The sequence below is a fragment of the Nesterenkonia lutea genome, from assembly GCF_014873955.1.
Taxonomy (GTDB): domain Bacteria; phylum Actinomycetota; class Actinomycetes; order Actinomycetales; family Micrococcaceae; genus Nesterenkonia; species Nesterenkonia lutea.
In genome coordinates this window covers 2700878-2727433 of record NZ_JADBED010000001.1, presented here as the reverse complement: position 1 = coordinate 2727433, position 26556 = coordinate 2700878, and the positions used below count along the sequence as shown (strand labels likewise).

General features: G+C 67.7%; 25 protein-coding genes. 5 read left to right on the top strand and 20 right to left on the bottom strand.

What is annotated here, in order from left to right; translation table 11 throughout:
* Positions 1 to 51 precede the first annotated feature (51 nt).
* From H4W27_RS12405 to H4W27_RS12390, 4 genes are read right to left on the bottom strand one after another with little or no spacing between them, the layout of a single operon-like run.
* Entirely contained in the window at positions 52 to 417 is a 366-nt protein-coding gene (locus H4W27_RS12405; RefSeq protein ID WP_192596206.1) for a hypothetical protein, read from the bottom strand.
* A 12-nt stretch (positions 418 to 429) separates the two neighbouring features.
* Positions 430 to 1419 carry a DODA-type extradiol aromatic ring-opening family dioxygenase gene (locus H4W27_RS12400; protein WP_192596205.1) on the bottom strand — a complete coding sequence of 330 codons (990 nt, stop codon included), beginning with the start codon at positions 1417 to 1419 and terminating at the stop codon, positions 430 to 432.
* A gap of 2 nt (positions 1420 to 1421) precedes the next feature.
* Positions 1422 to 2249 (bottom strand): citryl-CoA lyase, encoded by an 828-nt coding sequence (locus H4W27_RS12395; RefSeq protein ID WP_192596204.1) that lies wholly within the window; start codon positions 2247 to 2249, stop codon positions 1422 to 1424.
* Entirely contained in the window at positions 2246 to 3532 is a 1287-nt protein-coding gene (locus H4W27_RS12390) for a CaiB/BaiF CoA transferase family protein (protein ID WP_192596203.1), read from the bottom strand. Before H4W27_RS12390 ends, H4W27_RS12395 begins: the two co-directional genes overlap by 4 nt.
* Before the next feature lie 340 nt (positions 3533 to 3872).
* Between H4W27_RS12390 and H4W27_RS12385 the strand changes: the two genes are divergently transcribed.
* A complete protein-coding gene (locus H4W27_RS12385) occupies positions 3873 to 5363 on the top strand; it encodes an amidohydrolase family protein (protein ID WP_192596202.1) in 1491 nt (496 codons plus the stop codon).
* 87 nt (positions 5364 to 5450) lie between these two features.
* On the opposite strand, the gene H4W27_RS12380 is transcribed toward H4W27_RS12385, so the two are convergent.
* From H4W27_RS12380 to H4W27_RS12370, 3 genes are all read right to left on the bottom strand, one after another.
* Complete coding sequence (locus H4W27_RS12380) at positions 5451 to 6557, bottom strand: maleylacetate reductase (protein ID WP_192596201.1); 1107 nt, start codon at positions 6555 to 6557, stop codon at positions 5451 to 5453.
* Between the two features lie 34 nt (positions 6558 to 6591).
* Entirely contained in the window at positions 6592 to 8274 is a 1683-nt protein-coding gene (locus H4W27_RS12375; RefSeq protein WP_318782357.1) for a thiamine pyrophosphate-dependent enzyme, read from the bottom strand.
* A 248-nt stretch (positions 8275 to 8522) separates the two neighbouring features.
* A complete protein-coding gene (locus H4W27_RS12370; RefSeq protein WP_192596200.1) occupies positions 8523 to 9923 on the bottom strand; it encodes an NAD-dependent succinate-semialdehyde dehydrogenase in 1401 nt (466 codons plus the stop codon).
* A 97-nt stretch (positions 9924 to 10020) separates the two neighbouring features.
* On the opposite strand from H4W27_RS12370, the gene H4W27_RS12365 reads away from it, so the two are divergent.
* The gene (locus H4W27_RS12365; RefSeq protein ID WP_192596199.1) at positions 10021 to 10905 is read left to right on the top strand and encodes a LysR family transcriptional regulator; all 885 of its coding nucleotides are present in this window, start codon (positions 10021 to 10023) and stop codon (positions 10903 to 10905) included.
* 127 nt (positions 10906 to 11032) lie between these two features.
* On the top strand, positions 11033 to 11497 hold the full coding sequence (locus tag H4W27_RS12360) for a hypothetical protein (RefSeq protein ID WP_192596198.1): 465 nt from the start codon (positions 11033 to 11035) through the stop codon (positions 11495 to 11497).
* Positions 11498 to 11547: 50 nt separating this feature from the next.
* On the opposite strand, the gene H4W27_RS12355 is transcribed toward H4W27_RS12360, so the two are convergent.
* On the bottom strand, positions 11548 to 12927 hold the full coding sequence (locus H4W27_RS12355) for a sugar porter family MFS transporter (RefSeq protein WP_192596197.1): 1380 nt from the start codon (positions 12925 to 12927) through the stop codon (positions 11548 to 11550).
* Positions 12928 to 13017: 90 nt separating this feature from the next.
* On the opposite strand from H4W27_RS12355, the gene H4W27_RS12350 reads away from it, so the two are divergent.
* Positions 13018 to 13518: a GNAT family N-acetyltransferase gene (locus H4W27_RS12350; RefSeq protein ID WP_192596196.1), complete on the top strand. Its 501-nt coding sequence runs from the start codon at positions 13018 to 13020 to the stop codon at positions 13516 to 13518.
* Between the two features lie 51 nt (positions 13519 to 13569).
* On the opposite strand, the gene H4W27_RS12345 is transcribed toward H4W27_RS12350, so the two are convergent.
* From H4W27_RS12345 to H4W27_RS12320, 6 genes are all read right to left on the bottom strand, one after another.
* Positions 13570 to 14739 (bottom strand): acyl-CoA dehydrogenase family protein, encoded by a 1170-nt coding sequence (locus tag H4W27_RS12345; RefSeq protein WP_192596195.1) that lies wholly within the window; start codon positions 14737 to 14739, stop codon positions 13570 to 13572.
* A gap of 35 nt (positions 14740 to 14774) precedes the next feature.
* Positions 14775 to 15689: an HpcH/HpaI aldolase/citrate lyase family protein gene (locus H4W27_RS12340; protein WP_192596194.1), complete on the bottom strand. Its 915-nt coding sequence runs from the start codon at positions 15687 to 15689 to the stop codon at positions 14775 to 14777.
* A 99-nt stretch (positions 15690 to 15788) separates the two neighbouring features.
* Positions 15789 to 16754, bottom strand: a complete 966-nt coding sequence (locus tag H4W27_RS12335; protein WP_192596193.1) for an electron transfer flavoprotein subunit alpha/FixB family protein — start codon at positions 16752 to 16754, stop codon at positions 15789 to 15791.
* Positions 16751 to 17566, bottom strand: coding sequence for an electron transfer flavoprotein subunit beta/FixA family protein (locus H4W27_RS12330; protein WP_225939114.1), 816 nt, complete (start codon positions 17564 to 17566; stop codon positions 16751 to 16753). The genes H4W27_RS12335 and H4W27_RS12330 overlap by 4 nt, the downstream gene beginning before the upstream one ends.
* A gap of 226 nt (positions 17567 to 17792) precedes the next feature.
* Positions 17793 to 18398: a hypothetical protein gene (locus tag H4W27_RS12325; RefSeq protein WP_192596192.1), complete on the bottom strand. Its 606-nt coding sequence runs from the start codon at positions 18396 to 18398 to the stop codon at positions 17793 to 17795.
* A gap of 132 nt (positions 18399 to 18530) precedes the next feature.
* Entirely contained in the window at positions 18531 to 18698 is a 168-nt protein-coding gene (locus tag H4W27_RS12320; RefSeq protein ID WP_192596191.1) for a hypothetical protein, read from the bottom strand.
* Here H4W27_RS12320 and H4W27_RS14000 point away from each other — a divergent pair.
* Entirely contained in the window at positions 18690 to 18848 is a 159-nt protein-coding gene (locus tag H4W27_RS14000) for a sunset domain-containing protein (protein WP_449867021.1), read from the top strand. The two genes, H4W27_RS12320 and H4W27_RS14000, sit on opposite strands and share 9 nt — an antisense overlap.
* Positions 18849 to 18926: 78 nt before the next feature.
* Here the strand turns inward: H4W27_RS14000 and H4W27_RS12315 are convergent, their stop codons facing one another.
* From H4W27_RS12315 to rhaS, 6 genes are all read right to left on the bottom strand, one after another.
* On the bottom strand, positions 18927 to 20162 hold the full coding sequence (locus H4W27_RS12315; RefSeq protein WP_192596190.1) for an alpha-hydroxy acid oxidase: 1236 nt from the start codon (positions 20160 to 20162) through the stop codon (positions 18927 to 18929).
* Between the two features lie 44 nt (positions 20163 to 20206).
* Positions 20207 to 21628, bottom strand: a complete 1422-nt coding sequence (locus tag H4W27_RS12310; protein ID WP_192596602.1) for a rhamnulokinase — start codon at positions 21626 to 21628, stop codon at positions 20207 to 20209.
* A 119-nt stretch (positions 21629 to 21747) separates the two neighbouring features.
* Positions 21748 to 23784: a bifunctional aldolase/short-chain dehydrogenase gene (locus H4W27_RS12305; RefSeq protein ID WP_192596189.1), complete on the bottom strand. Its 2037-nt coding sequence runs from the start codon at positions 23782 to 23784 to the stop codon at positions 21748 to 21750.
* A gap of 11 nt (positions 23785 to 23795) precedes the next feature.
* Positions 23796 to 24956 carry an L-rhamnose isomerase gene (gene rhaI, locus H4W27_RS12300; RefSeq protein WP_192596188.1) on the bottom strand — a complete coding sequence of 387 codons (1161 nt, stop codon included), beginning with the start codon at positions 24954 to 24956 and terminating at the stop codon, positions 23796 to 23798.
* 6 nt (positions 24957 to 24962) lie between these two features.
* Positions 24963 to 25412, bottom strand: a complete 450-nt coding sequence (locus H4W27_RS12295) for an L-rhamnose mutarotase (RefSeq protein WP_318782356.1) — start codon at positions 25410 to 25412, stop codon at positions 24963 to 24965.
* Positions 25413 to 25507: 95 nt separating this feature from the next.
* Positions 25508 to 26548 carry a rhamnose ABC transporter substrate-binding protein gene (gene rhaS, locus H4W27_RS12290; protein WP_192596187.1) on the bottom strand — a complete coding sequence of 347 codons (1041 nt, stop codon included), beginning with the start codon at positions 26546 to 26548 and terminating at the stop codon, positions 25508 to 25510.
* Positions 26549 to 26556 lie beyond the last annotated feature (8 nt).

The window sequence follows — 26556 nt, the reverse complement described above, 5'->3', positions numbered from 1 at the left end:
TCCACCGCCTGCGCCAGAGCACCTGGAGCGGCATGAGCGCCGCCCGATCGTCTACAGCGCCACGGAGGGGTACTCCCGGCCCGTCCAGTGGCCCAGCTTCTGCGCCATCTCGAGCTGAAAGGCCAGCGGCCCGCTCTCCGCCGCATACTCGTCGTCGAACAGCGCGATGAACAGCGTGAGGTTGAGGAAGAAGTGCGCGCCGTTCTCGAAGAGCCACACATAGTCATGGGTGGCCAGGGCCTCGCGCTCCGCGGGGGTGAACTCGAGCCAGCTGGTCTGCTCTGTCGGGTTGATCCACCCGCCGATCTCCTTCTCCCATCGGCTCAGGGTGCCTCGAGGATCGTGCCTATAACTCGCCACCCATTCAGGGTCCCGATCAATGGTGTAGAGGAACTTGTTGACGTAGTACTTGCTCATGACACTCCTGACTCAGGATCCCGCTGCAGCGGCTGGACGGCCCTGCGCGGTGCGGAACTGTTCCCAGGCGGGATCGCTGGCGTAGATCGGACCGGTGCTCGCCTGTGCGGTCTCTGCCGCACGCGCTGCGGCGTCGAGCTGGCTCTGATTCTTGTTCGGATACCAGGTCATGTACATCTCCCGGGTGTGAAAGAGGTCAAGCTGGTCGACATAATCGGCGTGCACATCAGGCCCGGCAATGCCCATCATGAGCAACAGGTCCATGAAGCCGTGTGTGGCGTTGCCCGACCCCGCCATGGATTCATGGGTGACGTTGGCCAGGATCGCGTCGATGTTGCCGGTGGAGAGCCATTCGATGGCGTCCGCGTCGAAGAGCGGATCAGGACCGTGCTCGCCGAACTGTCGTGGGCCCCCAAGCTCCAGGGACAGGTGCCCGGTGCCGATCGCCGCGACCTTCTTGTCGCTGGGGAAGCTGTCGATGACTTCACGAATGGCACGTCCCAACTGATAGAACCTCTTCGGCGAGGGCAGCGGGGGCACAAAGATGTTGGTGTAGATCGGCACCACGGGAAGGTCCGCATCCGGCCGGACCGTGATGATCGGGCAGATGATCGAGTGGTCGATCTTCAACTCGTGGCTCACCGCGAAGTCGAAGTCCTTGCCCAGCAGTTGCTCGTGCATGTAACGGGAGAGCTCGATGTCTCCGTTCAGGGTGAACTTCGGGATCCCGAACTCCCGCTCCTCGTTGTAGAACGTGGCGTCGTAGGTCTCCTGCTTCCCGATCAGGAACTGCGGATAGTTGTCCAGCCACAGCTGATGGAAATGATCGGCCCCGACCATCACCAGGATGTCCGGCTCCGCTGCCGTGAGCGTCTCCCGATAGGCCTCGACCTTGCGCTGCCAGTCCGCGGCGTAGGGCGGACGCTCTTCTTCAGGCGAGGTCGTAGCCTTGTAATAAAAGGGATGGTGGGTGCTCGCCAGCACCGCTGTCAGCTCTGCCATTGTCAGCTCTCCTCAGGGGCTTCGGTGCTCAGCGGAACGAACTTCGCATTCCGGTCCACGTGCATATAGATGTCATTGGCGATGGGGTTCCGCCGCTCCTCCGCGATCTGGCCCAGCAGCCCGGCGGTGCGCGCCAGGAGCGCGAAGCCGCGGAGGAAGTCCACGGGCAGGCCCAGGTCGGCCAGGGCCGCACCACAGACGCCCGCGCCGTTGAGCGGCAGCTTCTTGCCCAGCACCTCCTCGCTGACCCTGCCCATGGCCTCGAACAGACGCAGGTGCTCACCGCGGGTGCCGCCCTCTTCGGCGATCTGGATCAGCCGCGGGGTGCGGGGATCGCCTGACTTGTGCACCGGATGTCCGAGGCCGGGGACGATCTGCCGGGCGGCACGTGCCGCAGTGATGGCCTCCCGCGCCAGGGCGTCATAGTCCGCGTCGGTGCTGCGCTCGCCGTCGTCGTCTGCCAGCACCTGGTGCAGGAACCTGCCGGTGTCCTCGGTGACGCCCAGGAATCGGGAGCCTCCGCCCAGCAGGCCCGCGGCGATGGCCCCCTGGATGGACTCGGGTGCTGAGAGGTAGGTCAGCCGGGCGGCGATCGCCGTGGGGGTGAAGCCGTGATCGGCGAGCGCGACCAGCACCGCTTCGAAGGTGCGCAGCTCTCCGGGGGCGGGCCGGCGGGTGGCGGTCATCCAGAACGCCAGCTCCGCGAAGCCCACCTTGCCCATGAGGTCGTCGGAGAGGGACTGGCCCATGAGGCTGATCTCCTCGGCGGTGGAGGTCCCCAGCGAGGTCGGGTAGCTCGGTGTCTGGTTCTCGTGCTCTGCGGCGCTCATCGCTGCGTCCTCTCGCTCTGCTGGGATTCCGGCTGCTGGGATTCCGGCTGCTTCAGCCAGGCTTTGATCTCCTCGGTGTGCTCGCCCAGCCTGGGCGGTGCCAGCTCATAGCGCGGGGTCATCGTGCTGAAGGTCAGCGGATGGCGGACCCCGGGGACGGCGTCGGCGCCGCTGCCGACCTGGACCACCGGCTCAAGGCCCAGCGCCTCGGCATACTCGACACCCTGTTTGATGGTGTTGATCGGCCCGCAGGGGACGCCCACATCGTTGAGCTTCTCGAAGAGCTCCTGGGCGGTGTGCTTTCTCAGCTCCGCTTCGAGGACGGGACGCAGCTCGTCGCGGCGCTCGGTGCGGTCCCCGACATCGGCGAAGCGCTCGTCCTCGGCGATCTCCGGGATGCCCAGCACTGTGCACAGTCGGCTGAACTGGGTGTTGTTGCCCGCCGCGATGATGACGTCATCGTCAGCGGTGGGCATCGCCTCGTAGGGGTACAGCGAGGGGTGGGCGTTGCCCATCCGCATCGGGGTGGTGCCTCCGCCCACGTAGGCGTGGGTCTGGTTGACCAGTCCGGACATGGCCGAGGCCATCAGGGATGCCTCCACATGGGTGCCCTCCCCGGTGTGGTCTCGCTGGCGCAGCGCCGCAAGGATGCCGATGCTCGAGTGCAGACCCGCCATCACGTCGAAGACGCTGATGCCGGCGCGGAAGGGCGGGCCGTCCGGGGAGCCGGTGAGGCTCATCAGGCCTGACATCGCCTGCACGATCAGGTCGTAGCCGGGGTACTTCGCTCCCTCACCCTGCGCGCCGAAACCAGTGATCGAGGAATAGATGACGCTGGGATTGGTCTTCGACACCGAGTCATAGTCCAGCCCGAACTTCTTCAGCCCGCCGGGCTTAAAGTTCTCGATGACGACGTCGGCGCGGGCGGCGAGCTGCTGGGCCGCGTCCAGATCATCGGCGTCCTTGAAGTCCAGCACGATGGACTTCTTGTTGCGGTTGATCGCCGCGTAATAGGTGGAGACCCCGTCCGGGCGGCGAGGCGGGACCCAGGTGCGGGTGTCGTCGCCGCCGGTGCCCTCGACCTTGATCACCTCGGCGCCGAGATCGGCCAGCAGCATGGTGGCGTAGGGGCCCGCGAGCACGCGAGAGAAATCGGCGATCACGATGCCCTCGAGCGGCAGTCTGCCGCCCGTCTGCCGGGGTCCGTGCGCGGCAGTGCCGACAGGATTCTGTGTGGGGGCGGCGACGCCGCCCCCACGATCGTCGGAACCGGGATGACTCATGGCGGGATCCTCTCGAACAGCACGTGCCGAGGAGGATCTGATGACTCCCCGGTCGTCATGCGGACATTCGTCCGCTTGTCTGGTGATCAGTTTCACACTGCGCGGCAGGAGCGTCAACCCTGCGTCCACCGACCCGGCTGGCGACCCGCCTGGCGACGTCTCCGGCGCCCCGTGCTGTCCGCTGTGGCCTGCCCCTCGGTCTCCCTCGGCGCCCCCACGGCGGCTCTGCACTCTCCCTGTCGCTCAGCTGTGGGAGTCGTCCGGGTCAGCGGACTCTTGTCCACTGTGCGAACACCCGCTACTGTGAGAGGAATCACAGATATCGTCACAGGAGGCTGACATGAGTTCTGAAGCCGCAGTCAACGGCACCGGCGCCCCGGTGCTGTTCAAGAACGGGATCGTGCTGACCATGGACAAGAACCACAGCGTCCTGGCCAAGGCGGACGTGCTGGTCCGCGGAGACACCATCGCGGCCATCGGGCCCGATCTGGAGACTCCGGAGCACGCCCAGGTGATCGACGCCTCCGGCGGCATGATCACCCCGGGCTTCATCGACACCCACCGTCACATGTGGCAGACCGCCATGCGCGGCTATGGCGCGGACTGGACCCTGACCCAGTACTTCGTGTGGAACTATCTCGAGCACGGGAAGAAGTTCCGCCCCGAGGACATCTACGCCGGGAATCTGCTCTCCGCCGTGGAGGCCATCGACGCCGGCGTCACCACCTCTGTGGACTGGTCGCACGGGCTGTCCACGGTGGACCACGCCGATGCCGCGGTGGACGCGCTGGAAGAGGTCGCCGGTCGCTTCGTCTTCGCCTACGGCAACATCCACGCCGGACCCTGGGAATGGTCCGCCGCTCCCGAGTTCCGCGACTTCGTGGATCGCCGGATCCCCCGCTCCGGCGGGTCCGTCGGGGACGACATGCTTGGCTTTCAGATGGCCTTCGACGTCACCGGCGACCCGGAGTTCCCCGAGAAGAAGGCCTTCGAGGTCGCCCGAGACCTCGACGTCGGCGTCACCACCCACGCCGGAGTCTGGGGCGCCACCAACGACGACGGGATCCGGCTCATGCACGAGCACGGGTTCATGAACGAGAAGTCGGTCTATGTCCACGCGGCCACGCTGGGCCAGGACTCCTACCAGCGCATCGCCGCCACCGGAGGTGCGGCCTCGGTCTCGGCCGAATCAGAGTCCAGCTGCGGCCAGGGCTACCCGTCCTCCTGGCAGCTGCGCAAGCACGGGATCCCCGTCTCCCTGTCGGTGGACACCTCGGTCTGGTGGAGCGCCGATCCCTTCGCCGCCATGCGTTCGACATTGAGCTCCGACCGCGCCCGTGAACACTTCGAGCACCACGCCACGGGCGAGACCTGCACCAACCTGGGGCTGCGCGCAGATCAGGTGGTCGACTGGGCCACGATGGGCGGCGCCGCCGCGCTGGGCATGGAGGACAGGATCGGCTCCCTGGAGGTCGGCAAGAAGGCCGACATCGTGCTGATCAAGAATGATGACTCCCCCGCCATGTTCCCGATCCTGAACCCCCACGGGCACGTCGTGTTCCAGGCCCAGCGCGGAGACGTGCACACGGTCATGGTCAACGGCCGGATCGTCAAGCACGAGCACAAGCTGGTGGACATCGATCTCACCAAGGTCCGCCGCACGGTGGAGCAGACCGTGGAGCACCTCATCGGCGAGCTGGGCCAGCAGGAGTGGGAGGCCGGGATGAGCCCGGAGGTTCCCGAGACCAAGATCCTCGACAATCCATACACCTACACCGACTACCGCACCGACACCACCCACGCCGCTCAGGGTCGAGGCCCCGGGGCCTGAACTCCGGAGCCAGAACCTGGGGGTCTGAGCCTTGGGCCGCCGAGCCGCGGAGCAGATGTGCCGCGGTGGTGCCCTGCCCAGCCGTGGCTACAGCGGGTGTCGAAGCTGCGCCGGATCATCGCCGGACCAGGCGGCACGGAGCAGCCGCGCTGCATCTCGACGGTCCATGCTGCGCGGGTTGCTCGGCGGGACGACAGCGTGGATCCGGTGGGCTGCCGCTTCCAGGTCCCGCTCGAGCATTCCAAGGTCCTTCAACGCCCGAGGCGCATCGACGCGGGCGCCGAGCTGCATCAGCCCGTGGAGCGCATCAGCGCCCCCGAGCGCTGCGGCGATGCGCGCGCCGGCTGCCGGGGCGGCCTCCAGGTTGAAGGCGAGGACATGGGGAAGCACCACGGCGTGGGTCTGGGCATGGGGGAGGTTGTAGGTCCCCCCGAGGACATGACAGATCCGGTGATGCAGCCCGGATCCGGCGGAGGCGAAGGCGGCGCCCGCGAGGTAGGCCCCCTGCTGCAGCTGCTGGAGCCCGTCGGCGTCAGCCCCGTGGTCGGCCCCGGGGTCGGCCCCGGGGTTCGCCGTGAACTGCACGAGACCCTGCGACAGTGCACGCATGGCCTCAACGGCCAAGACCTCGTTGATCGGGTCGGCTCCGGGCGCCCAGAGGGAGTCCAGACAGTGCGCCAGCGCGTTCATCCCCGAGGAGGTCACCAGATCCGCCGGAAGAGAGGCGACCAGATCGACGTCGTAGACGACGCTGCTCGGAAGGACCGCGTCCTCGACCCCGGTGGTCTTGCGCCCCTGACGTGTCATGCCCCAGGCGTTCGTCGCCTCGGAGCCGGCGAAGGTGGTGGGGACGGCGATCAGCGGCGTCCGGGAGCGCAGCGCGATCGCCTTGCCCAGGCCGATCGCGGAACCGCCGCCCACACAGACCAGGAGGTCTGCTTCGACCTCGGCCGCGATCTGCCGTGCCGCGTGGGCATCCTCGATCGGGACATGCTGGCGCGCGCCGTCGTACCGGTGCGCCACCGGCAGGACATCGCCGAGCTGATCTGCTGCGGCCACGGCGCTGGAGGAGGCGATGAGCATGACCCGCCGGGCGGCGAGTCGCTCACGCTCTGCACCCACATCCGAGGTCAGATTGCCTGCCCCGAAGAAGACGCGCTGGCCGAGCGTCCGATGGCTGAAGGACCTGGTCACGGCTGACCACCTCGCACCGGCTGAGCAACCACGGTCAGTAGGCCTTGACGCGCTGGTCCACGATCAGGTGGATCAGCGCGAAGCGACCTTCCTCGTCGATCGCGCGCAATGCGGCCTCGAGGGCTGCAGGAATCTCTGAGTCCTGCTCCACCCGCACCCCGAATCCGCCGAAGGACTGCGCCATGAGGGCGAAATCCGGGTTCTTCAGCTGGGTGCCCGAGACCCGGTCTGGGTAGTCCCGCTCCTGGTGCGTGCGGATGGTGCCATACTCCTGGTTGTCCATCACGATCACCAGCGGAGTGGCGCCATATTGGGTGGCTGTGGCCAGCTCCTGACCGTTCATCAGGAACTCCCCGTCACCAGCGATGGTGACCACGCGTCGGCCGGGAAAGCGCAGGGACGCCGCGACTGCCGAGGGCACCGAGTAGCCCATGGATCCATTGCGTGCGGAGATCATCGAGGCATAGCCCTTGGCGGGGAAGTAGCGGTGAGCCCAGTTCGTGTGCTCTCCGGCGCCGAAGGTGCACATGGCATCCTCGGGCAGTCCGGCCACCAGCTGGGCCATCATGGTGTCCATCCGCGCTCTGCCCTGGGTCGGGGTGGTGGAGACAGGGGTGGAGAAGTCGACCTGATGAGCCCGCAGCCGGGCAGTCCACTCCTTCCACTCCTCCTTCACGGGAAGATCGATCCGCACCAGGTCCCGCACGAACACATCAGGCTTGGCCACGATCTGGTACGAGACCGGACCCGAGCGTCCTCGCAGGGCCGGGTCGATGGTGACCAGGAAGTTCTTCTTGTCCCAGTTCTGGCGGACCAGGAACCCGTCGGTGATCACATCGCCCGGGACTGTGCCCACGAAGACCAGCAGGTCGGTCTCCTCAAGCATCTGAAGGGTCAGCTGGGGTCGGCCGTAGCCGATCGGACCCACATAGGAGGATGAGTCGAAGGGGATGGTCCCCTCGGTGCGCCATTCCGCGGCTGCCGGGAGATGGTGCTCCTCCAGCCATGTGGTGAGTCCCCGGGCGCCGTCGTCGGTCCAGTCGTTTCCCCCGGTGACGAACAGCGGCTTGTCTGCAGTCTGCAGAGCGTCGCGCAGCGCCTTCCAGTCGTTGACGGTCATCCCGCCGGTGGCCACGGGGATCGGGGGATGCAGCGCGGCGTCGATCTCGACTTTGATGATGTCCTCCGGCAGACCGACCACCACGGGCCCGGGGCGCCCGGAGTTGGCGGCGAACATCGCTTCGGCCACGATCTCGGAGGCCCGCTCGGGGTGGTCGAGGACCATCACCCGCTTGGCACCGGAGTCGAACCAGGCATGCGGGTCGAACTCCTGGAACGCCTCCCGGTCACGGTGCTCGAACGGGATGAGTCCGACGAAGAGGACCATCGGGGTGGAGTCCTGCCAGGAGGTGTGCAGGCCCACGTGGGCGTTGGCGGCGCCGGGGCCGCGGGTCACCATGGCGACACCGGGGACGGAGGTCATCTTGCCGTCGGCCTCGGCCATATAGGCGGCGCCACCCTCGTGCCGACACACGATGGTCTCGATCGGAGAGTGGTGCAGTCCGTCGAGCACGTCCAGATAGGACTCTCCGGGGACCACATAGGTGCGTTCCACGCCGTGCGCCACGAGCGTGTCCACGATGACGTGGCCGGCGGACTTTCGAGGACCGCTCGGCTCCGTCGCCTGGCGGGAGAGGTTTGAGATGGTGTCAGTCACAGCAGCTGGGTCCTATTCGTCATTGAATGGGGATGGGCTTCTCGCCGGATCTGAGCATAGCCGCGGCCCCCGAGGCTGGGCCGCTCGCGCACCCCGGAGTCCACCAGGTGAGCCACCCGGGCGAGAGCGCCCTGCGGGCACAGCTGCGGTCTCAGCTGCGGTCTCGCCCGGGGCGGCTTCGACGGCTCCGCCAGCACCGCGGGCGCACAGCTCCGGGGCTCCGGCACGCCGCCGGCGCGGCTGACGGCTCAGTTCGACCAGTCGACGCTGAGGTACTGCGGCTCGGTGAACTCCTCGATGCCCCAGTGGCCGCCTTCACGGCCGATGCCTGCCTGCTTCACGCCGCCGAACGGTGCGCTGGGATCCGAGACGATGCCCCGGTTGACCCCGACCATTCCTGCCTCGAGACGCTCGGCGATCTTGATCGCCTGCTGCAGGTCCCCGGCGTAGACATACGAGGCCAGGCCCACTTCGGCCGCGTTGGCCAGGGCGAGCATCACCTCGGGGTCCTCCCAGGTGACCACAGGGGCCACCGGTCCGAAGATCTCCTGGCTCAGGATGGCGGCGTCGGCCGGGACATCGCGCAGCAACGTGGGCGCGATGAAGCTCTCTGTGGCGGTGTCTGCGGGGAGGGTCCCGACATGGGAGGCCGTGGCGCCCTCGTCCACCGCGGCCTGGATCATCTCGCGGATCTCCGCGGCCGCCTTGTCATGGATGACCGGTCCCAGCTGCGCACCACCGGCGGGATCGCCCACGGTCAGCTCCTGGATCCGCGCGCCGAAGCCGGCGATGAACTCCTCGGCCACATCAGCGTGGACATAGAAGCGGTTCGCCGCGGTGCAGGCCTGCCCGGAGTTGCGGAACTTCGCGATCATGGCGCCCTGAACCGCCGCCTCGACGTCAGCGTCGGCGGTGACGATGAACGGAGCGTTGCCGCCCAGCTCCATGGAGGCGTTGACCACCCGTTCGGCGCACTGTGCCAACAGGGTCCGTCCCACGGGGGTGGATCCGGTGAAGGAGACCTTCTTGATCCGGTCATCGGCCAGCAACGCCGAGACGACTTTTCTGGTGGTCGTGGTCGTGACGATCTGCAGCACTCCCTCGGGGAGTCCTGCCTGCTGCAGGATCTCGGCGATGGCGATCGCCGTCAGCGGAGTCTCCCGCGCGGGCTTGAGCACCACTGCACAGCCGGCCGCCAGGGCGGGGCCGATCTTCCGCGTGGCCATGGCCGCAGGGAAGTTCCAGGGTGTGATCAGCAGCGCGACCCCGACCGGGTGGTGTGTGACGATGTTGCGCACTCCGCCCGCTGGCGCCTCGGTGTACTGGCCGCCGATGCGCACGGCCTCCTCGGCGTACCAGCGGAAGAACTCGGCCGCGTAGCGGACCTCGGCCTCGGCGTCTGCCCGGGACTTGCCGTTCTCCGCGACGATGAGGTCTCGCAGCCGCTCCACGTCCTCGATCATGAGCGCGTGGGCCCGGGCAAGGATCTCGGCGCGGGCCCTGGGGGCCTTCTCACGCCACTGCAGGAAGGCCTGCTGGGCGAGTTCTGCCCGCTGAAGCGCCTGGTCTGCATCGATGTCGGCGACGTCCTGCAGGTGCTCCCCCGTGGCCGGGTTCGTCACGGGGAAGGTGGCAGCTGAGGTGCTCATGAGTGGTCTCCTGTTATCGGGATGCTTTTCTTCAGCTTCACAGAGCATTCCCATGCAGTCCAATGCCTGCTTCGACGACACACTATGCTTGGGAGGCATGGACACGCGTCACCTGCAATACTTCCTCGCCGTGGTCGAGGCCGGCACCGTCTCAGCGGCGGCACAGCAGCTCCATCTCACGCAGCCCTCGCTCTCCCGTCAGATCCGACAACTCGAGACCCAGCTGGGACTGACCCTGTTCCACCGCAGGAACGGTCGTCTCCGGCTCACCAGCGGGGGCCGTGAGTTTCATGCCGCGGCGAGTGACCTGATCCGGCACCACCGGGAGACCGCGCAGCTCGCCTCGCAGCTGGCCAAGGGAGAGATCAGCACGGTCTCCCTCGCAGCACCGGCCACGACGCTGACCGACATCCTCGCTCCCTTCGTCGCCACCTTTGAACCGGAGGATCCCGTGCCCTCCGTCGCCGAGATCGCCATCGACGCCGACATCATCCCCGAGCTCTCAGAGTTTGATCTGGTGCTGAGCCCCGGCCGGCCCTCCGAGACGGCGCGCAGCCTGCACCTGGCCACCCTGCCCGTGTGGGCCTATGTCCCGCGCACACATGCATGGGCGGATCGGGAGGCGGTCACCTTGACCGAGCTGGGACAGGAGACGCTGATCCTGCCCACCGGCAGGTTCAAGGCACGACGAGTGATCGACGCGGCGCTGGACGCGGAACAGATCGCCCCAGCTCGGACGCTGGAGTCGGAATACAGCCAGGTGGCGCAGGCCCTCGCCGCCGCCGGACGCGGTGCCGCCATCCTCACCGATGACCCTAGGTACGGGCTGCATGGACTGCGCATCCTGGGTGTCAGCGGTGCCCTGCAGATCCATCTCTACGCCTCATGGCGCGGCGGACACCACGCGGAGACGAGCCTGGAGGCCCTGGCTGAACGGCTGCGCAGCTTCTGCCGGGAGCGCTATCCCACCCAGGCCAGGTGACCCAGGCGTGTAGAATCTGTGCCCCACGACACATGCACGACTCACGACACACGGCCAGTCCCCGAGCCATCCCGCACAGACGGATACAGACGGATACAGCGGAAGCAGGGGACAGGAAGGTGAGGCCATGCCGAAGACGATGCGAATCAGTCTCGTGCTGCAGCTCATGGCAGCAGCAGCGGTCCTGGGCTGCGCGGTGGTGCATCTGCTCACCGTGGAGGCCATCGATCCCGCGGTCGGACCGGTCACCTACGCCATCTCCGTGCTGGGCGGCGCGGCGTTCCTCGCGCTGACTCTGGGGCTCTCCGCACTGCGCGGAACCAGCGGCTCCCGACGGGGGCGGATCACCTCGACCGTTGTGCTGGCACTGACCCCGCTGCTGCTCCTCCTCGGCGCCGAGCTGCTGATCTCCGTGCTGCCGGCACTGGCGGCTCTGGTGCCGCTCTGGTCTCCGCCGAGCACTGCGCATGTGCGCGCGACCGCCGAGCCGTCCGGAAGCGGTCTCGAGCTGCTCATGGACAACCCCTCCGCCGGCACTCGGGTGCCCTGGGCGAACTCCGTGCCGGGAAACCCTCACCAGCCGGGCATCTGAGGTCCGGGACTCCCCGGAGGGCGGCACGCCGCTCCTGTCTTCTGACAGCCTCAGCCGGCGCGACGGAAGGCGGTCTCGATCTGCTCCAGCGTGCGCTCCTTGGTCTCCGGGACCTTCCTCCAGGTGAAGAGGAAGGCGGTGAAGCAGATGACGGCGAAGCCGGCGAAGATCCATCCCACGCCGAAGGCGGCGAGCGCCGTCGGGAACAGCAGCGAGACCAGGCCGTTGGCCAGCCAGTGGGCGGTGGTCACCACGCCCATCGCCGCGGCGCGCACGCCCAGCGGGAAGATCTCCCCGAGCACCACCCAGACCAGTGCGCCCCAGCTGACCTGGAACATGAAGATGAACACGCCCAGGCAGGCCAGCGTGGCGATGCCCAGTGCCCCGAGCCCGTCCGGAGAGGGCAGCGCCAGGTTCACCACTGCCAGGACCGCGAGCGCGAGCGAGGTGCCCAGCGCACCCACCAGCAGCATCGGCCGCCGGCCCCAGCGGTCGGTGTAGCTGATCGCGATCCAGACGGCCACGATGTTGAGCACTCCGATGATCAGGTTCGAGGCGATCGCCCCCTCATCGGAGAAGCCGACGTTCTGCAGCGTGGTGGGCGCGTAGTAGAGCACCGCGTTGATGCCCATGATCTGTTGATAGACGCCCAGGCCGAAGCCCACGCCGAGGATGGAGAGCACCCAGGGCCGGCGCAGCGCGCGCAGGCCGGAGACGCCGTCGGCCTTCTCCGCCTCGTGCACCTCGTGGATCTCGCCCAGCTCGCGGCGCGCCTCTTCGGGGGTGCGATCGCGCAGCAGCATCTGCTCGGCCTCGGTCTCCCTCCCCCTGTGCACCAGCCAGCGAGGGGTCTCGCGGACCACAGTCAGGCCCAGCGCGAAGAGCACCGAGGGGACCACCGAGAGGCCGAGCATCCAGCGCCAGGACTCCATCGGGGCGAAGGCCACACCGACCACGAAGCCCAGGAACTGGCCGATCACGATGGCCAGCACGTAGGAGGCGGTGACCCGGCCGCGGATCCGCGCCGGAGCGATCTCGGAGAGATACACCGGCAGGACGACGGCGGCCAGCCCGGTGCCCAGGCCCACCACCAGGCGGGCGGCGAAGAGCACCTCCGCATTGGGAGCGAAGGCCATGCCCAGCGGGGCGATGAGGAACAGCACGGCGGTGGCGAGCAGCACGGCGCGGCGGCCATAGCGGTCCGAGAGCCGACCGCCCAGGCCCGCACCGACGGCGGCGCCGATCATCAGGCCGGTGACGATGGAACCTTCGGCCCAGCTGGAGAGCTCGAAGTCCCGGCGCAGGTAGACCAGCGCGGCGGAGATGACCCCGGTGTCATAACCCCAGTTCAGTCCACCGAGGGCACCGAAGAGGTAGATCAGTGTGGAGCCTGCGCGCGGCTTCACCGACGGTGGTGGTGCTGTTCTCATGCTGTCCTGTTCTCCTCCGGCGCTGCCCTGGAACGGGTTCGGAATTCAGCAAGACTAATCTCCACACAGCCCGGTGGCAGAATATTGCGCATGCGCATCACTGAGGGGACCCTGGATCATCCAGCCGTGCGGGAGCTCATCACGGAACACCTGAAGGACATGCACGACACCTCCCCGCCCGAGAGCATCCACGCCCTGGACCTGACCGCGCTGCATGCCCCTGAGCTGACCTTCTGGAGCGCCTGGATCCAGCCCCGGGGATCCCTGGCCGCCGGTGACTCCCTGACCCCCGGTGACTCCCTGGCCGGCTGCGCGGCGCTCAAGGAGCTGGGCCCCTCCCACGGGGAGATCAAGACCATGCGCACGGCCCCTCAGGCGCGGGGACGCGGGGTGGCCAGCACCATGCTGGAGCACCTGATCGCGGTGGCCGCCGCGCGAGGCTACTCGCGACTGAGCCTGGAGACCGGGGTCGAGGATTACTTCGCGGCGGCCCGGCGGCTCTACGCGCGGCACGGGTTCACCGTCTGTCCCCCGTTCGGCAGCTATGTCCCGGATCCGAACAGCGTGTTCATGACCCGTGCCCTGCGGTGACCGGCGGGCCGGCGCAGCCGCGCTCCAGCCGGTCAGGGCCGCCGCAGCGTTCTAGCCGGTCAGGTCGGCGGAGATGGTCTCCTTGAGGATCTCACTGGTGCCGCCGAAGATGGTCAGCAGGCGCACTGCGAGGTACGCGTGAGCCACGGGGTAGTCCAGGATGTAGCCGTACCCGCCATGCAGCTGCAGACAGGCATCCACGCTGCTCTTGGCCTGTTCGCTCGCCCAGAGCTTCGCCTTGGAGGCGGCGACAAGGTCGAGGCTGCCGGCGTTGAAGCTCTCCACCGCAGCGGCCACATAGCGCTGGGTGGCCTCGAGGCCCACCTGCAGCTCGGCCAGCTGGAATCTGGTGTGCTGGAACTCGCGGATCGACTGCCCGAAGGCCTCGCGCTGCCCCACATAGTCGACGGTCTGGCGCAGCACCTCGGCGGTGACCGCAGCCGCAGAGGTGGCGACCCCGAGCCGGCCCTGGGGCAGGATGGCCTTGGCGTACTCCAGCCCGCGGCCCGGCTCCCCGATGAGGTTCCCCGCCGGGACGTGCACATCGGAGAAGAACAGCTCGGCCGTGTCGGAAGCCGTGAGTCCCATCTTCTCGAGCTGGCGTCCGGGCTGGTAGCCGGGATTGTCCGCCTTCTCCACCAGGAAGAGGCTGAAGGAGGTCTCGGCGCCGCGTTCCCGCGGCTCTGAGCCGTCGGTGCGGGCCAGCACCAGGGCACCGTCCCCGGAGATTCCATTGCCGATGAAGGTCTTCTGTCCGTTCAGGGTCCAGCCGCCGTCGTCGTCCTTGACTGCCTTGGTACGCACGGAGCGCAGATCTGAACCGGCTCCCGGCTCGGTGAAGGCCACCGAGGAGACGAAGCTGCCGTCCATGAAGCGAGGAAGCCACGTCTGCTTCTGCTGCGCCGTGGCGAACTTCAGCAGCGCCGGAAGCACCCAGTCATCGTGGAGGTGGAGGGCCAGTGCCACCGAGAGCGCGTTCGCGCGGGCGAGCTCCTCATCGATGATCATGCGGAACCGGTAGTCACCCAGACCCATGCCCCCGTGCTCCTCATCGACAGCCAGGCCCAGCAAGCCGTTCTCCGCTGCGGCGGACCACAGCGAGCGCTCGATCATGTGCTCGGAGTCCCACGTCTTGGAGTGCGGGCTCACCTCGCGGGTGACGAACTCGCGCACCACCTCGCGGAACTCTTCGTGGATCTCGTCGTAGAAGCCAGCAAACATGAGGGCGGACCGCCTTTCGGACGTGGGCTGCAGGTTCAGGCGACCTGGCCGATGGATTCGAAGCGGGTGAGGATGCGCTGGACCTGGATGATCACGGGCACATCGATCATCTCCCCGCGGAAGCTGAAGACTCCGGACAGCTCTGGGTCGGACCGGCGGCCCTGGCCGGGATGCAGTCCGGCGTGCCTCTCGAAGGCGGCGATCACACCCTTGGCCCATTCCAGATCGGTCGCGGTGGGCGTGTAGGCCCGGCGGATGGGTTCGACCTGATCGGGGTGGATGCAGGCCTTGCCGATGAAGCCGGAGGCGCAGGCGTCCTCGGTCTCCACGGCCAGTCGCTGCAGATCGGGGACGCGGGTGAACACCGCGTCGATCACCGGGACGCCCACGGCGCCTGCGGTGAGCAGCAGCCGGTTGCGCGTGAAGCAGATGATGTCGCGCTGGGTGCCGTCGTTGTGGCGCGAGGTGGTCCCGCCGATGCCGGCGATGAGGTCCTCGGTGCCCCAGATCAGGGCGACCGTGGCGGGATGCTGGGCCAGCGCGAGGTCATTGAGCACCCCCACCGGGGTCTCGATCTGCGGGATGAGTCCGACGCCGGGCAGCGCCTTCGCCACCTGGTCCAGGACCTCGGTCCGCTCCGCCTTGGAGACCACCACGTAGCTGACCTCTGTGTCCGCCAGCGCGCGGAGATCGGCCTCGAGCTCTCCGGAGCCCGGGGCGTTGATCCGGACGAGCGTGCGACTCAGGTCCATGCCCGGCGCTGACTGGTCCAGGGCGTGGATCATGTTCTGCCGCGCGATCTCCTTCTGACCCGAGATCACCGCGTCCTCGAGGTCGATGATCACGGCGTCTGCGGCGGAGGCGGCCTTGCCGAAGATCTCGGGTCGGCTGGCGGGGCAGAACAGCAGGGCGGGGCCCAGGTCGAACCGGACGGGGGTCTTCTCGGGCATGGTTCTCTTCTTAGGTGTGGTGGGTGTCCAGGCGCTCGGGCGGAAGGCCCGCTCAGGCGCCGGTCGGTGTGGGCAGGTGCAGTGCCCCCGAGGCCGATGTCATCTCTTGCGCCGACGCAGCTCCTCGATCATCTGCGGGATCACCTCGTGGAGGTCCCCGACGACGCCGAAGTCAGCGATCTCGAAGACCTGTGCGTCCTCATCCTTGTTGATCGCCACGATCGTCCCCGCCGTCTGCATGCCTGCGCGCTGGTGGACCGCGCCAGAGATGCCTGCGGAGATGTAGAGCTGCGGGGACACCGTCACTCCGGTCTGACCGACCTGGGCGGCATGCTCGATCCATCCCGCATCGGTGGCCGCACGGGAGGCTCCCAGGCCTGCGCCGAGCTCATCGGCCAGCTCCTCGAGCGGGGTGAAGTCCCCGTCGGTTCCACGGCCTCCGGCGACGACGATGCGCGCCTCGGTCAGCGGCGGCCTCGCGGAGACCTCCATCGCAGTGCGTTCGAGGATCTCCACTCCTCCGACCGAGGGCCGGACCGGGAGCACGTTGACCTCGGGCTGCTCCCCGCGGGTGACGAGCGTCTGGACCCGCTGCGGGTCGATGTTGTTCGGTTTGAAGGTCACCACCAGCGGTGCGGCGGGGGCCGTCGCGGAGATCAGCTGCGACGTCGTCGTGTACGAACCCGCCAGCTCGCCCTTGGTGACCACCAGGTCTGCGGATATCCCGGCCGCGCCGCAGATCAGTCCGGTGTCCAGCCTGACCGCGAGCCGGGCCAGCGCATCGGTGACGTCAGCAGTGGCGGAGCCCAGGACGACGACGGCGCGGGACTCGGTCACGGAGGTCTCCAGCAGATCCACCACGGCGACCTCGGGGGCGGGGAGGCTCTCCTCGGGGAGATAGACCTCCTGGACGCCGTCGATGGCCAGTGCCGGAGTCGGGTCGCCGGTATAGGCGCCGACGGCGATATGCACCTCGCCGAGGGCTCCCGCCTGGGCGATCAGCTCCTTCTGGGCCGAGCTCAGCGCCTCGCCCAGCTCATCGAAAAAGACCAGTACGTTGCTCACAGCAGACGCTCCTTCACCAGGAATTCAACGATCTTGACGCCGGCGTCACCTTCATCGGTGATGATCTCTCCGGCGGTGCGCGGCGGCCGCGCGTCGGTGCGCAGCACGCGCACCATGGCACCGACCTGCTCGGGGCGCAGGTCGATGTCGGCGAGGGTCCATCGGGTCAGCGGCTTCTTCTTCGCCGCCATGATCGCCTTGAAGTTGGGGTATCGCGGGTCATTGGCCTGATCGGTGACCGAGACGACCGCGGGCATGGTCACGGCGACCTTCTGCGACTCGGTGCCGCCGGAGCGCGTGACCACCAGGCGTTCGGCCTCGAGGTCCAGCGCGGTGGCATAGGTGACGACATGCGCACCCAGACGCTCGGCGAGCTGAGCGGGCACTGCACCCGACTCGCCCTCCTCGGAGGCCATGCCGGTGAGCACCAGGTACTCGGGCTCGCCCGATTCGAACTCCGCGGCACCGGTGGCGGTCTCCACGGCAGCCTTCAGGGCGACCGAGGTGGCCCAGATGTCCGCCCCGATCAGGGCGTCGTCGGTGAGCTGGTAGGCGTCGTCGGCGCCGATCTGAAGGGCCTTCTTCGCCGCGGTGCTGGCGCCGGCGGGGCCCATGGTCAGCGCGGTCACGCGGACCTCACGATCCTGCGCGGCTTCCTTGATATGCAGGGCGGCCTCGAGCGGATACTCGTCCAGCTCGCTCAGCACGCCCTCGGAGCGGTCGATGCGCCCCTCGGCGTTGTATCGACGCTCCAGCTGGGCGTCCGGGACCCATTTGACCAGCGTGATGATGTGCAGGGGTGCATTCACCATGTGGTGCTCCCGCCTCACTCTCGAAAATTGTGGAGTAACAGACCTGTCCATGGTCGCATGGATCCCGCGCTGGGGCAGGCTCAGCGAGGGGTCCAGGTCCCCGGGGGCAGCCCCACGCGCCACCCCTCCTGGGCGGTTGAGCAATCCGGTCCGGACGCAGCCACCGGATTGCTCAACCAGCCAGGACGATCGGGACACATCGAGAGGTGGACTCGTCCCGGGCCGGCTATATGATCATTCTGTTCAGGACGGGGTCCTGATGCCGCCCCGTCCCGCGCAGTGGACGCCTCACACTGGAGACGAATGCCATGGGGAGCTCCCAGCATTGGCGGACCATCACCTCGGTCCTGACCACCGCCGTATTGGCCGCCACTCTGATCGGCGCCTCCGCGCCACCCCCAGAGTTCCCGACGACGACGCAGTCCACCCAGTCCGCGGCCATCGCGTCTGTCGCGAGCACTATGTCTGTCGCGAGCACCGCGCCGCAGACCGGTGCCGCGTCGGCGTCGGCGTCGGCGTCACCCAGCGACGCTCTGGCGACCAGCCGGTCAGCGGGGAAGACTCTTCGCGCTGGGACTCCGAAGATCTCCGGATCAGCAGCAGTGGGGACGAAGCTCACGGTGAAGCCGGGCACCTGGACCACTGGGACCTCGCGAAGCCACCGCTGGTACGCCGATGGCAGAGCGATCAGCGGCGGGCACCGCAGCACCTTCACCCCGAGCACCGCCCACCAGGGCAAACGGATCACGGTGAAGGTGACCGGGAAGAGATCCGGGTACAGCACCGTGAGCCGCACTTCCGCGCCCACGTTGAAGGTGGCGCGGGCCTCCACCCCGAAGGTGAACGGCTCGGCCGTCAGCGGGAAGACCCTCTCTGCCAGTGTGGGGACCTGGACGCCGTCGACCGCCTTCTCCTACCAGTGGCGCGCCAACGGCACCGCCATCAAGGGTGCGACGAGCCGGACCTACAAGGTCTCCGCCTCCCACGTGGGCAAGAAGCTCTCGGTGCGGGTGACCGGCAAGAAGTCCGGGCACACCACGCTGACCCGGACCTCTGCGTCGACGTCCACGGTGAAGAAGGCCGCTCCGGCGAAGAAGGCGACGAGCGTGAAGGTGTCCTCTTCATCATTCAACTGCCCCGGGGCTACCCGATCAAGGGCAACGCCAGCTCGGGGATCTATCACGTGCCGAGCGGGTCCTACTACAAGCGGACGAAACCCGAGCGGTGCTTCGCCACGGAGTCGGCCGCACGGAACGCCGGGTACCGGAAGTCCAAGCGCTGAACCACCGTCCCTCCTGGGCGGTTGAGCAATCCGGCCCCCACGTGGCCGCCGGATGACTCAACCAGCCTGGAGGAATGGTCAGCGGGCGCGGGGGACGAGCCGTTCCAGCTGGGTCACGTGCTTGGGCTGCAGCTCCGCCAGGTTCGGGACCTCCAGCAGCTTCATGGTGCGCTCCACCTGATCCGCGAGGATCTCGATGGTCCGGTCCACACCAGCACGACCACCGGCCATCAGCCCATAGAGGTAGGCCCGCCCGATCAGCGTGAACTTCGCGCCCAGCGCCATCGCCGCGACGATGTCGGCGCCGTTCATGATCCCGGTGTCGATGGTGACCTCGAGGTCGTCGCCGACCTCGCGCACCACCTCGGGCAGCAGGTGGAACGGCACCGGCGCGCGGTCCAGCTGCCGGCCGCCGTGGTTCGAGAGCACGATGCCGTCCACGCCCAGATCGGCGAGCTTCTTCGCGTCCTCCACGTTCTGCACACCCTTGACCACCAGCTTGCCGGGGAACAGCTCGCGGATGATCTTCAGGTCATCGAAGCTGATCGAGGGATCCATGGCCTTGTCCAGCAGCTCCCCCACGGTCCCCCCGGTCGAGGACAGCGAGGCGAACTCCAGCGGAGGGGTGGTCAGGAAGTCATACCACCACCAGGGACGCGGGATCGCGTTGACCACGGTGCCCAGGCTCAGCTGCGGCGGGATCGAGAACCCGTTGCGCTTATCGCGCAGCCGGGCTCCTGCCACGGGGGTGTCCACGGTGAAGAAGAGGGTGTCGAACCCGGCCTGACCAGCACGTTCGGTCAGCGCATAGGAGATCTCCCGGTCCTTCATCACATAGAGCTGGAACCAGTTGCGCCCTTCCGGGTTCGCCTCTTTGACCGCCTCGATGGAGGTGGTGCCCAGGGTGGAGAGGGTGAACGGAATCCCCGCCGCCCCTGCCGCAGTGGCCCCGGCGATCTCACCCTCGGTCTGCATCAGCCGGGTGAACCCGGTGGGAGCGATCCCGAAGGGCAGTGCGGAGCGTCCGCCGAAGATCTCGCAGGAGGTGTCGACCTCCGAGACGTCGCGCAGGATCGAGGGGTTGAACTCGATGTCCTGGAACGCCTCCCGGGCTCGGGTCAGCGAGAACTCGCCCTCGGCGGCGCCGTCGGTGTAGTCGAAGGCGGCCTTCGGGGTGCGCCGCTTGGCGATCTTGTGCAGATCCTCGATGGTCAGCGCCGCCGAGAGGCGACGGCGGGAGGCGTTGAAGTCGAACTTCTTGAACTTCATCAGCGGCGCGATGTCGCGCGGCTTGGGCAGTTGACGCTGAACCATTGGATGCTCCTAGACGGGTCACTTTTCCGACCGTAGACGGGACTTCAGGACTGTGGACGGTACGTGATGGGGGAATGGGTGCGGATGATGAGCTCACGCAGATCCTCGAGGCTGCCCGAGAGCGTCCCTGCGGTGCGGGCCTGGATGAGGAGGTTGCCGATGGCGGTGGCCTCCACGGGGCCAGCGACCACAGGATATCCGCTGCGGTCAGCGGTGGCCTGGCAGAGGAGCGCGTTCAGCGAACCTCCACCGACCATGTGGACGACGTCGACCCGGCGGTCAGCCAGTTCACCGGCGGTGGACAGCGCTCGGGCGAACCCGGCGGCGATGGACTCCACGATGCTGCGCACCAGCTCGGCCTTTCCCGCCGGGATGGGCAGGTCCTGCTCCGTGCAGAGCTGCCCGATCCGTGCGGGCATGTCGCCCGGTGCCACGAACCGCTCGTCCTGGACATCGAAGACGACGACGGCGTCCGAGCGAACGTGTGCCGCGGCGTCGAGCAGACCCACCAGATCTTGGCTCTTCCCCTCTTCGCGCTCCCAGGTGCGCAGCGTCTCGGAGAGCAGCCAGGTGCCCATGACGTTGGTCAGGAACCTGGTGCGGCCGTCCACGCCGCCCTCATTGGTGAAGTTCGCCGCGCGGGAGGCGTCGGTGACCACGGGGCTGTCCAGCTCCAGGCCCACAAGTCCCCAGGTGCCGCACGAGATATAGGCGGCATCCTCGGTGGAGAGCGGGGTGCCCACGATGGCGCTCGCGGTGTCATGGGAGCCCACCAGGGTGACCGGCAGCTGCTTGCCGCCCAGCAGTGGGGCAAGTTCGGCGCGGGTCTGGCCCAGCGTTTCGCCGGGAACCGCGACCGGGGCGAAGAGGTCCGCGGAGAGACCGAGCCGGGACATCAGCTCCGTGTCCCAGGCCTTGGTGTGCACGTCGAGCAGGCCTGTGGTCGAAGCATTGGTGACCTCGGTGAGCTGCTCACCGGTCAACCAATAGCCCAGGAGGTCCGGCACCAGCAGCAGCCGATCTGCATGCGATGCCAGGCCCTCCTGGGCCAGCTGGTAGAGCGTGTTGAAGGGAAGGAACTGCAGTCCGTTCCGACGATAGAGCTCCTCGAAGGCGACGCTTCGGTGGACCTTCTCCACGCCAGCTGCGGTGCGCTCGTCCCGGTAGTGGAACGGAGTGCCCAGCAGCTGCATCTTTGACGAATCCGTGCCGGCCAGCAGACCATAGTCCACCGCCCAGGAGTCGATGGCCACGGAGGCCAGCTCCCCGCCGGTCTCGCGGACGGCGGCACCAAGGCCGGCCAGCGCCTGCTCATAGAGGCCCACGAGGTTCCAGTGCAGCCCGTCGGGCATGGGAACCACGCCGTTGGAGAAGCGCGCGGACTCGTGGAACTCGAGCGTGTCCGGCCCGACCCGACCCAGGACCACGCGCCCGGATGAGGCGCCGAGGTCCACGGCGGCATGCATCGTCGCCGCGGGCCCAGCACCCGGTGTCACAGCCGGGGCCCCGGCAGCCGGTGTCACGGCCGTCGTCGCAGCCGGTCTCGATGCCGTCGTGTGCTTCTGTTCTGCCATGGGTGCTGGACTCAGCGCAGGAATGCGGCGGCCACGCCGGCGTCGACGGGTACGTGCAGGCCTGTGGTGTGGGACAGCTCAGGACCGACCAGTGCAAACACCGCGTTGGCCACATTGCGCGGGAGCACCTCGCGCTTGAGGATGGTGCGCTGGGCGTAGAACTTGCCCAGGTCCTTCTCCTCGATGCCGTAGGTCGCGGCGCGGTTGGCGCCCCAGCCGGAGGCGAAGATGCCCGAGCCCTGGACCACGCCGTCGGGGTTGATCCCGTTGACCCGGATCTGGTGCGCCCCGAGCTCGGCGGCGAGCAGGCGCACCTGATGCGCCTGGTCCGCCTTGGTGGCGGAGTAGGCGATGTTGTTGGGCCCGGCGAAGACGCTGTTCTTCGAGGAGATGTAGATGACATCGCCGCCCAGGTCCTGATCGATGAGCACCCGCGCGGCGGCCTTGGACACCAGGAAGGAGCCCTTGGCCATCACGTTGTGCTGCAGATCCCAGTCCTTAGCGGTGGTCTCCAGCAGCGACTTCGAGAGGCTGAGCCCGGCGTTGTTGACCACGATGTCGAGTCCGCCGAAGGCCAGCAGAGTCTCGTCGATCGCCTTGATCACGGCCTCCTCGTCGGAGACGTCCACGGCGATGCCGACGGCCTTGTCGGGGCCGCCGATTTCGGCGGCGGCCTCCTTGGCCTTCTCGAGGTTCAGGTCCGCGATGGCGACGACGGCGCCCTCCTCGGCCAGCCGCTCGGCGATGGCCTTGCCGATGCCCGATGCGGCACCGGTCACCAGGGCGATCCGCGTGGCCAGAGGCTTCGGCTTCGGCATGCGCGCCAGCTTGGCCTCCTCCAGCGCCCAGTACTCGATGCGGAACTTCTCCGACTCGTCAATAGGGGCGTAGCTGGAGAGGCCCTCGGCGCCCCGCATCACGTTGATGGCGTTGACGTAGAACTCTCCGGCCACCCGTGCCGTCTGCTTGTCCTTGCCGAAGCTGAACATGCCGACCCCGGGGACCAGCACGATCGCCGGGTCGGCGCCGCGGATGGCCGGGCTGTCGGCGTTGGCGTGGCGGTCGTAATAGGCCTGATAGTCCTCGCGGTAGGACTCGTGCAGCTCACGCAGCCGCGCGATGGAGTCCTCCACGGAGGCGTCTGCAGGCAGGTCCAGCACCAGCGGCTTGACCTTTGTGCGCAGGAAGTGGTCCGGGCAGGAGGTGCCCATCTCGGCCAGGCGGGGGTGCTCGGCGTGGCCCAGGAACTCCAGGACAACCTCGGCGTCGGTGTAATGGCCGACCTGCGGCTTGTCCGCGCTGGCGATGGAACGGATGGTGGGCATCAGCGCCGCGGCCTTGGCCCGGCGCTCCGCCTCGTCCAGCGCTGCGTAGCCGTCCAGAGCCGGGCCGAAGGGCTCGGGCGTGGAATGCTCGGCGATGTGCGCCGCGGCGGTGTCGATGATCCACAGCGAGTTGCGCTGTGACTCCGCAGAGGTGTCGCCCCAGGCGGTGATGCCGTGGCCGCCCAGGATGCAGCCGATGGCCTGCGGATTCTGCTTCTTGATCTCGGCGATGTCCAGGCCCAGCTGGAAGCCGGGACGGCGCCAGGGCACCCAGACGACCTTCTCGCCGAAGATCTTTGCGGTCAGCTCCGGGCCGTCTGCGGCCGTGGCGATCGCGATGCCGGAGTCGGGGTGCAGGTGGTCCACATGGGCGGCGTCGACCAGGCCGTGCATGGCAGTGTCGATGCTCGGTGCCGCCCCGCCCTTGCCGTGCAGGCAGTAGTCAAAGGCGGCGACCATCTCGTCTTCACGTTCGACGCCGGGATAGACGTCGACCAGCGCGCGCATGCGGTCCAGCCGCAGGGTCGCCAGGCCGGTCTCCTTCAGCGTGCCGAGGTCTCCGCCGGAGCCCTTGACCCAGAGCAGCTCGACGTCCTCGCCGGTGACGGGATCCTTCTCCGCGCCCTTGGCCGAGGTGTTGCCGCCGGCGTAGTTGGTGTTCTTCGGGTCCGAGCCGAGGCTGTTGGACCGTGAGATGAGGTCAGCGACAATTGGGTTGGTCATGGGTAGCTCCTTCACCAGCTGAGCTGGGTTCCGCCGACGCGGTCGGCTTCGATCTTCTCTTGGTATCCGGACTCGGCGAAGGCGCGCATCGGCTGTGCCGGCAGTCCGCGGGATTCGCGCCAGGCGGCGAGGTCGGCACGCACATCGGTGTAGAAGGCGTCCATGAAGACCTCGTGGGCGCCGAGCACATCACCGGCCTGCTGGGCGGCCTTGAGCGCTTCGCGGTCGATCATGAGCGCGCGTGCCGTCATCTCCTGGACGTTGAGCACGCTGCGGATCTGGCCCGGGATCTTCTTCTCGATGTTGTGGCACTGATCGAGCATGAAGGCCACATCTGACTCGGGTCCGTAGCCGCCGCCGCGGATGACCTCGAACATGATGCGGAAGAGCTGGAAGGGGTCTGCCGAGCCGACGATCAGGTCGTCATCGGCGTAGAACCGCGAGTTGAAGTCGAAGGATCCGAGCTTCCCGGCGCGCAGCAGCTGCGCCACGATGAACTCGACGTTGGTGCTGGGCGCGTGATGGCCGGTGTCCAGGCAGACCGTGGCGTTCTCGCCCAGAGCCTGCACATGACCCAGCGCAGTGCCCCAGTCGGGAACGTCCATGTGGTAGAACGCCGGTTCGAAGATCTTGTACTCCAGCACCAGGCGCTGATCGTCGGCGATCTGCGCGTAGATGGCGGCCAGAGACTCTGCCAGCCAGTCCTGACGGGCACGGATGTCGGCCTGGCCCGGGTAGTTGGAGCCGTCGGCGAGCCAGATCTTGAGGTCGCGAGAGCCAGTCTCGCCCATCACCCGGATGCACTCCAGGTGGTGATCGATGGCCTTCTGCCGCACCACCGGGTCGTGATGGGTGAGACCGCCGAGCTTATAGTCGTCGTCCTGGAAGGTATTGGAGTTGATCGTGCCGATCTCGATCCCCTGGTCCTGCGCATAGCGGCGCAGCGCGGAATAGTCATCGACCTTGTCCCAAGGGATGTGCAGAGCCACTTTGGGAGCCAGACCCGTGAAGCGGTGCACAGTGGCGGCGTCGGCGATCTTCTCCTCGACGCTGCGCGGGGTTCCGGCGGCTCCGAAGACCTTGAAGCGGGTGCCCGAATTCCCATAGGCCCAGGAGGGCACTTCGATGGCCTGGTGCTCGAGCTGGCTCGAGATCTGGTCGAAAGTTGGCATGATTCCTCAGTTCTGCTCTGCGTCTGTGCTGTTGTCAGTCGGTGCTGCTGATGCTGGTGCTGCTGATGCTGGTGCTGCTGATGCTGGTGCTGCTGGCTGCGGCTCGGGCGACGTGTCTGCGGAGCCCCCGGTCTCGGCCAGCTGGTCCTCCAGATGGAAGACCTCGCGGAGTTCCACGAATCCCGTGTCGGGCCGTGCGCCCTCGAGATCGATGAAGAACTCGCCCATCTGTTCCTGCCACGCCGCGTTGATCGTCTCGGCGTCCATGGCGGCCTGTGCCCGCTCCAGCGAGTCGACCTCCACATAGCCGATGAGCAGTCCGTCCTCGCGCAGGAACAGCGAATAGTTGTTCCACCCTGAACGCTTCAGCGCCTGGAGCATCTCGGGCCATACGGCGCGGTGTCGCTCGGCGTACTCCTCCAGGCGGTCAGGCTTGACCTGGAGCTGAAAACACACTCGTCGCACAGGAGTCCTCTCGGCCGGCCGGGCCAGCATCGTCGTGGTGCTCCCGGGGCGGGACGTCGCGCCCCGCCCCGGGAGAGACGTGCGGATCAGAAGTCGAAGTCACCGATGTTCTCGGAGTCGAAGACGAAGGGCTCGCCCAGGACGACCTCTCCGTCTGCGCCGACCGTGTACTCGCCGAGACGTCCTGCCTCGAAGGTGTCCCCCTCGTTGCCCTCGATCTCACCGGAGGCGAGAGCGTTGGCGGCCCAAGCGGAGAGGTAGCCGAGGTCTTCCGGGTTCCACAGCGCGAACGCTTCAACTGTTCCGTCCTCCACGTACTCGCGCATCTGGTTCGGGGTGCCGAGACCGGTCACCGCAACCTCGCCGGCGTAGTCGGAGTCAGCGATGTAGCGCGCCGCTGCGGCGATGCCGACAGTGGTGGGCGAGACGATGGCGTCCAGATCGGAGTGGGTCTGCAGCAGGGCCGCCGTCTGGTCGAAGGAGCGCTGATCGTCGTCGTCGCCGTAGACGGTGTCCACGATCTCGATGTCGGGGTAATCGGCGGCGATCTCCTCTTCCATGAGTTCGATCCACAGATTCTGGTTGGTGGCGTTCGCCGAGGCGGAGAGAATGGCGATCTGGCCCTCTTCGTCGATCTGTTCCGCGACGAGCTGCACCTGGGCGCTGGCGATCCCCTCGGCGGTGGCCTGGTTGACGAAGAGGTCGCGGCACTCGGCGTCGGTGTCCGAGTCGAAGGTGACGACGGCGACGTCGACGTCTCGCGCCTCGTTCAGCGCCCCGCAGATCGCGCTGGGGTCATTGGCGGAGAGCACGAGCGCGTCCTCGCCCTGCTGAGCAGCGGTGTTGATGTATTCGACCTGGCCGTCCGGAGTTGCCTCCTGCGGTCCGACCTCGGAGTAGCTGCCGCCGAACTCCTCCACGGCCTCCTCGCCTCCGGCGTTGGAGGTCTCGAAATAGGGGTTGCCGAGGTTCTTGGGCAGGAAGGTGACGCTCAGCGCCTCTCCTCCCGATTCCCCCTCTGCCGAGTCGCCTTCTCCGGAGTCGCCTCCGCAGGAGGTCAGGGCGAGGGCACCGACGGCGAAGACCGCCAGGGCTGGGATGGACCGCTTATGTGCAGTGGTGCGCATGGTGATTC

Coding starts and splice junctions, on each gene's coding strand:
- H4W27_RS12405 (WP_192596206.1), bottom strand. CDS start 417: ATGAGCAAGTACTACGTCAACAAGTTCCTCTACACCATTGATCGGGAC.
- H4W27_RS12400 (WP_192596205.1), bottom strand. CDS start 1,419: ATGGCAGAGCTGACAGCGGTGCTGGCGAGCACCCACCATCCCTTTTAT.
- H4W27_RS12395 (WP_192596204.1), bottom strand. CDS start 2,249: ATGAGCGCCGCAGAGCACGAGAACCAGACACCGAGCTACCCGACCTCG.
- H4W27_RS12390 (WP_192596203.1), bottom strand. CDS start 3,532: ATGAGTCATCCCGGTTCCGACGATCGTGGGGGCGGCGTCGCCGCCCCC.
- H4W27_RS12385 (WP_192596202.1), top strand. CDS start 3,873: ATGAGTTCTGAAGCCGCAGTCAACGGCACCGGCGCCCCGGTGCTGTTC.
- H4W27_RS12370 (WP_192596200.1), bottom strand. CDS start 9,923: ATGAGCACCTCAGCTGCCACCTTCCCCGTGACGAACCCGGCCACGGGG.
- H4W27_RS12365 (WP_192596199.1), top strand. CDS start 10,021: ATGGACACGCGTCACCTGCAATACTTCCTCGCCGTGGTCGAGGCCGGC.
- H4W27_RS12360 (WP_192596198.1), top strand. CDS start 11,033: ATGCCGAAGACGATGCGAATCAGTCTCGTGCTGCAGCTCATGGCAGCA.
- H4W27_RS12355 (WP_192596197.1), bottom strand. CDS start 12,927: ATGAGAACAGCACCACCACCGTCGGTGAAGCCGCGCGCAGGCTCCACA.
- H4W27_RS12350 (WP_192596196.1), top strand. CDS start 13,018: ATGCGCATCACTGAGGGGACCCTGGATCATCCAGCCGTGCGGGAGCTC.
- H4W27_RS12345 (WP_192596195.1), bottom strand. CDS start 14,739: ATGTTTGCTGGCTTCTACGACGAGATCCACGAAGAGTTCCGCGAGGTG.
- H4W27_RS12340 (WP_192596194.1), bottom strand. CDS start 15,689: ATGCCCGAGAAGACCCCCGTCCGGTTCGACCTGGGCCCCGCCCTGCTG.
- H4W27_RS12330 (WP_225939114.1), bottom strand. CDS start 17,566: ATGGTGAATGCACCCCTGCACATCATCACGCTGGTCAAATGGGTCCCG.
- H4W27_RS12315 (WP_192596190.1), bottom strand. CDS start 20,162: ATGGTTCAGCGTCAACTGCCCAAGCCGCGCGACATCGCGCCGCTGATG.
- H4W27_RS12310 (WP_192596602.1), bottom strand. CDS start 21,628: ATGCATGCCGCCGTGGACCTCGGCGCCTCATCCGGGCGCGTGGTCCTG.
- H4W27_RS12305 (WP_192596189.1), bottom strand. CDS start 23,784: ATGACCAACCCAATTGTCGCTGACCTCATCTCACGGTCCAACAGCCTC.
- rhaI (WP_192596188.1), bottom strand. CDS start 24,956: ATGCCAACTTTCGACCAGATCTCGAGCCAGCTCGAGCACCAGGCCATC.
- rhaS (WP_192596187.1), bottom strand. CDS start 26,548: ATGCGCACCACTGCACATAAGCGGTCCATCCCAGCCCTGGCGGTCTTC.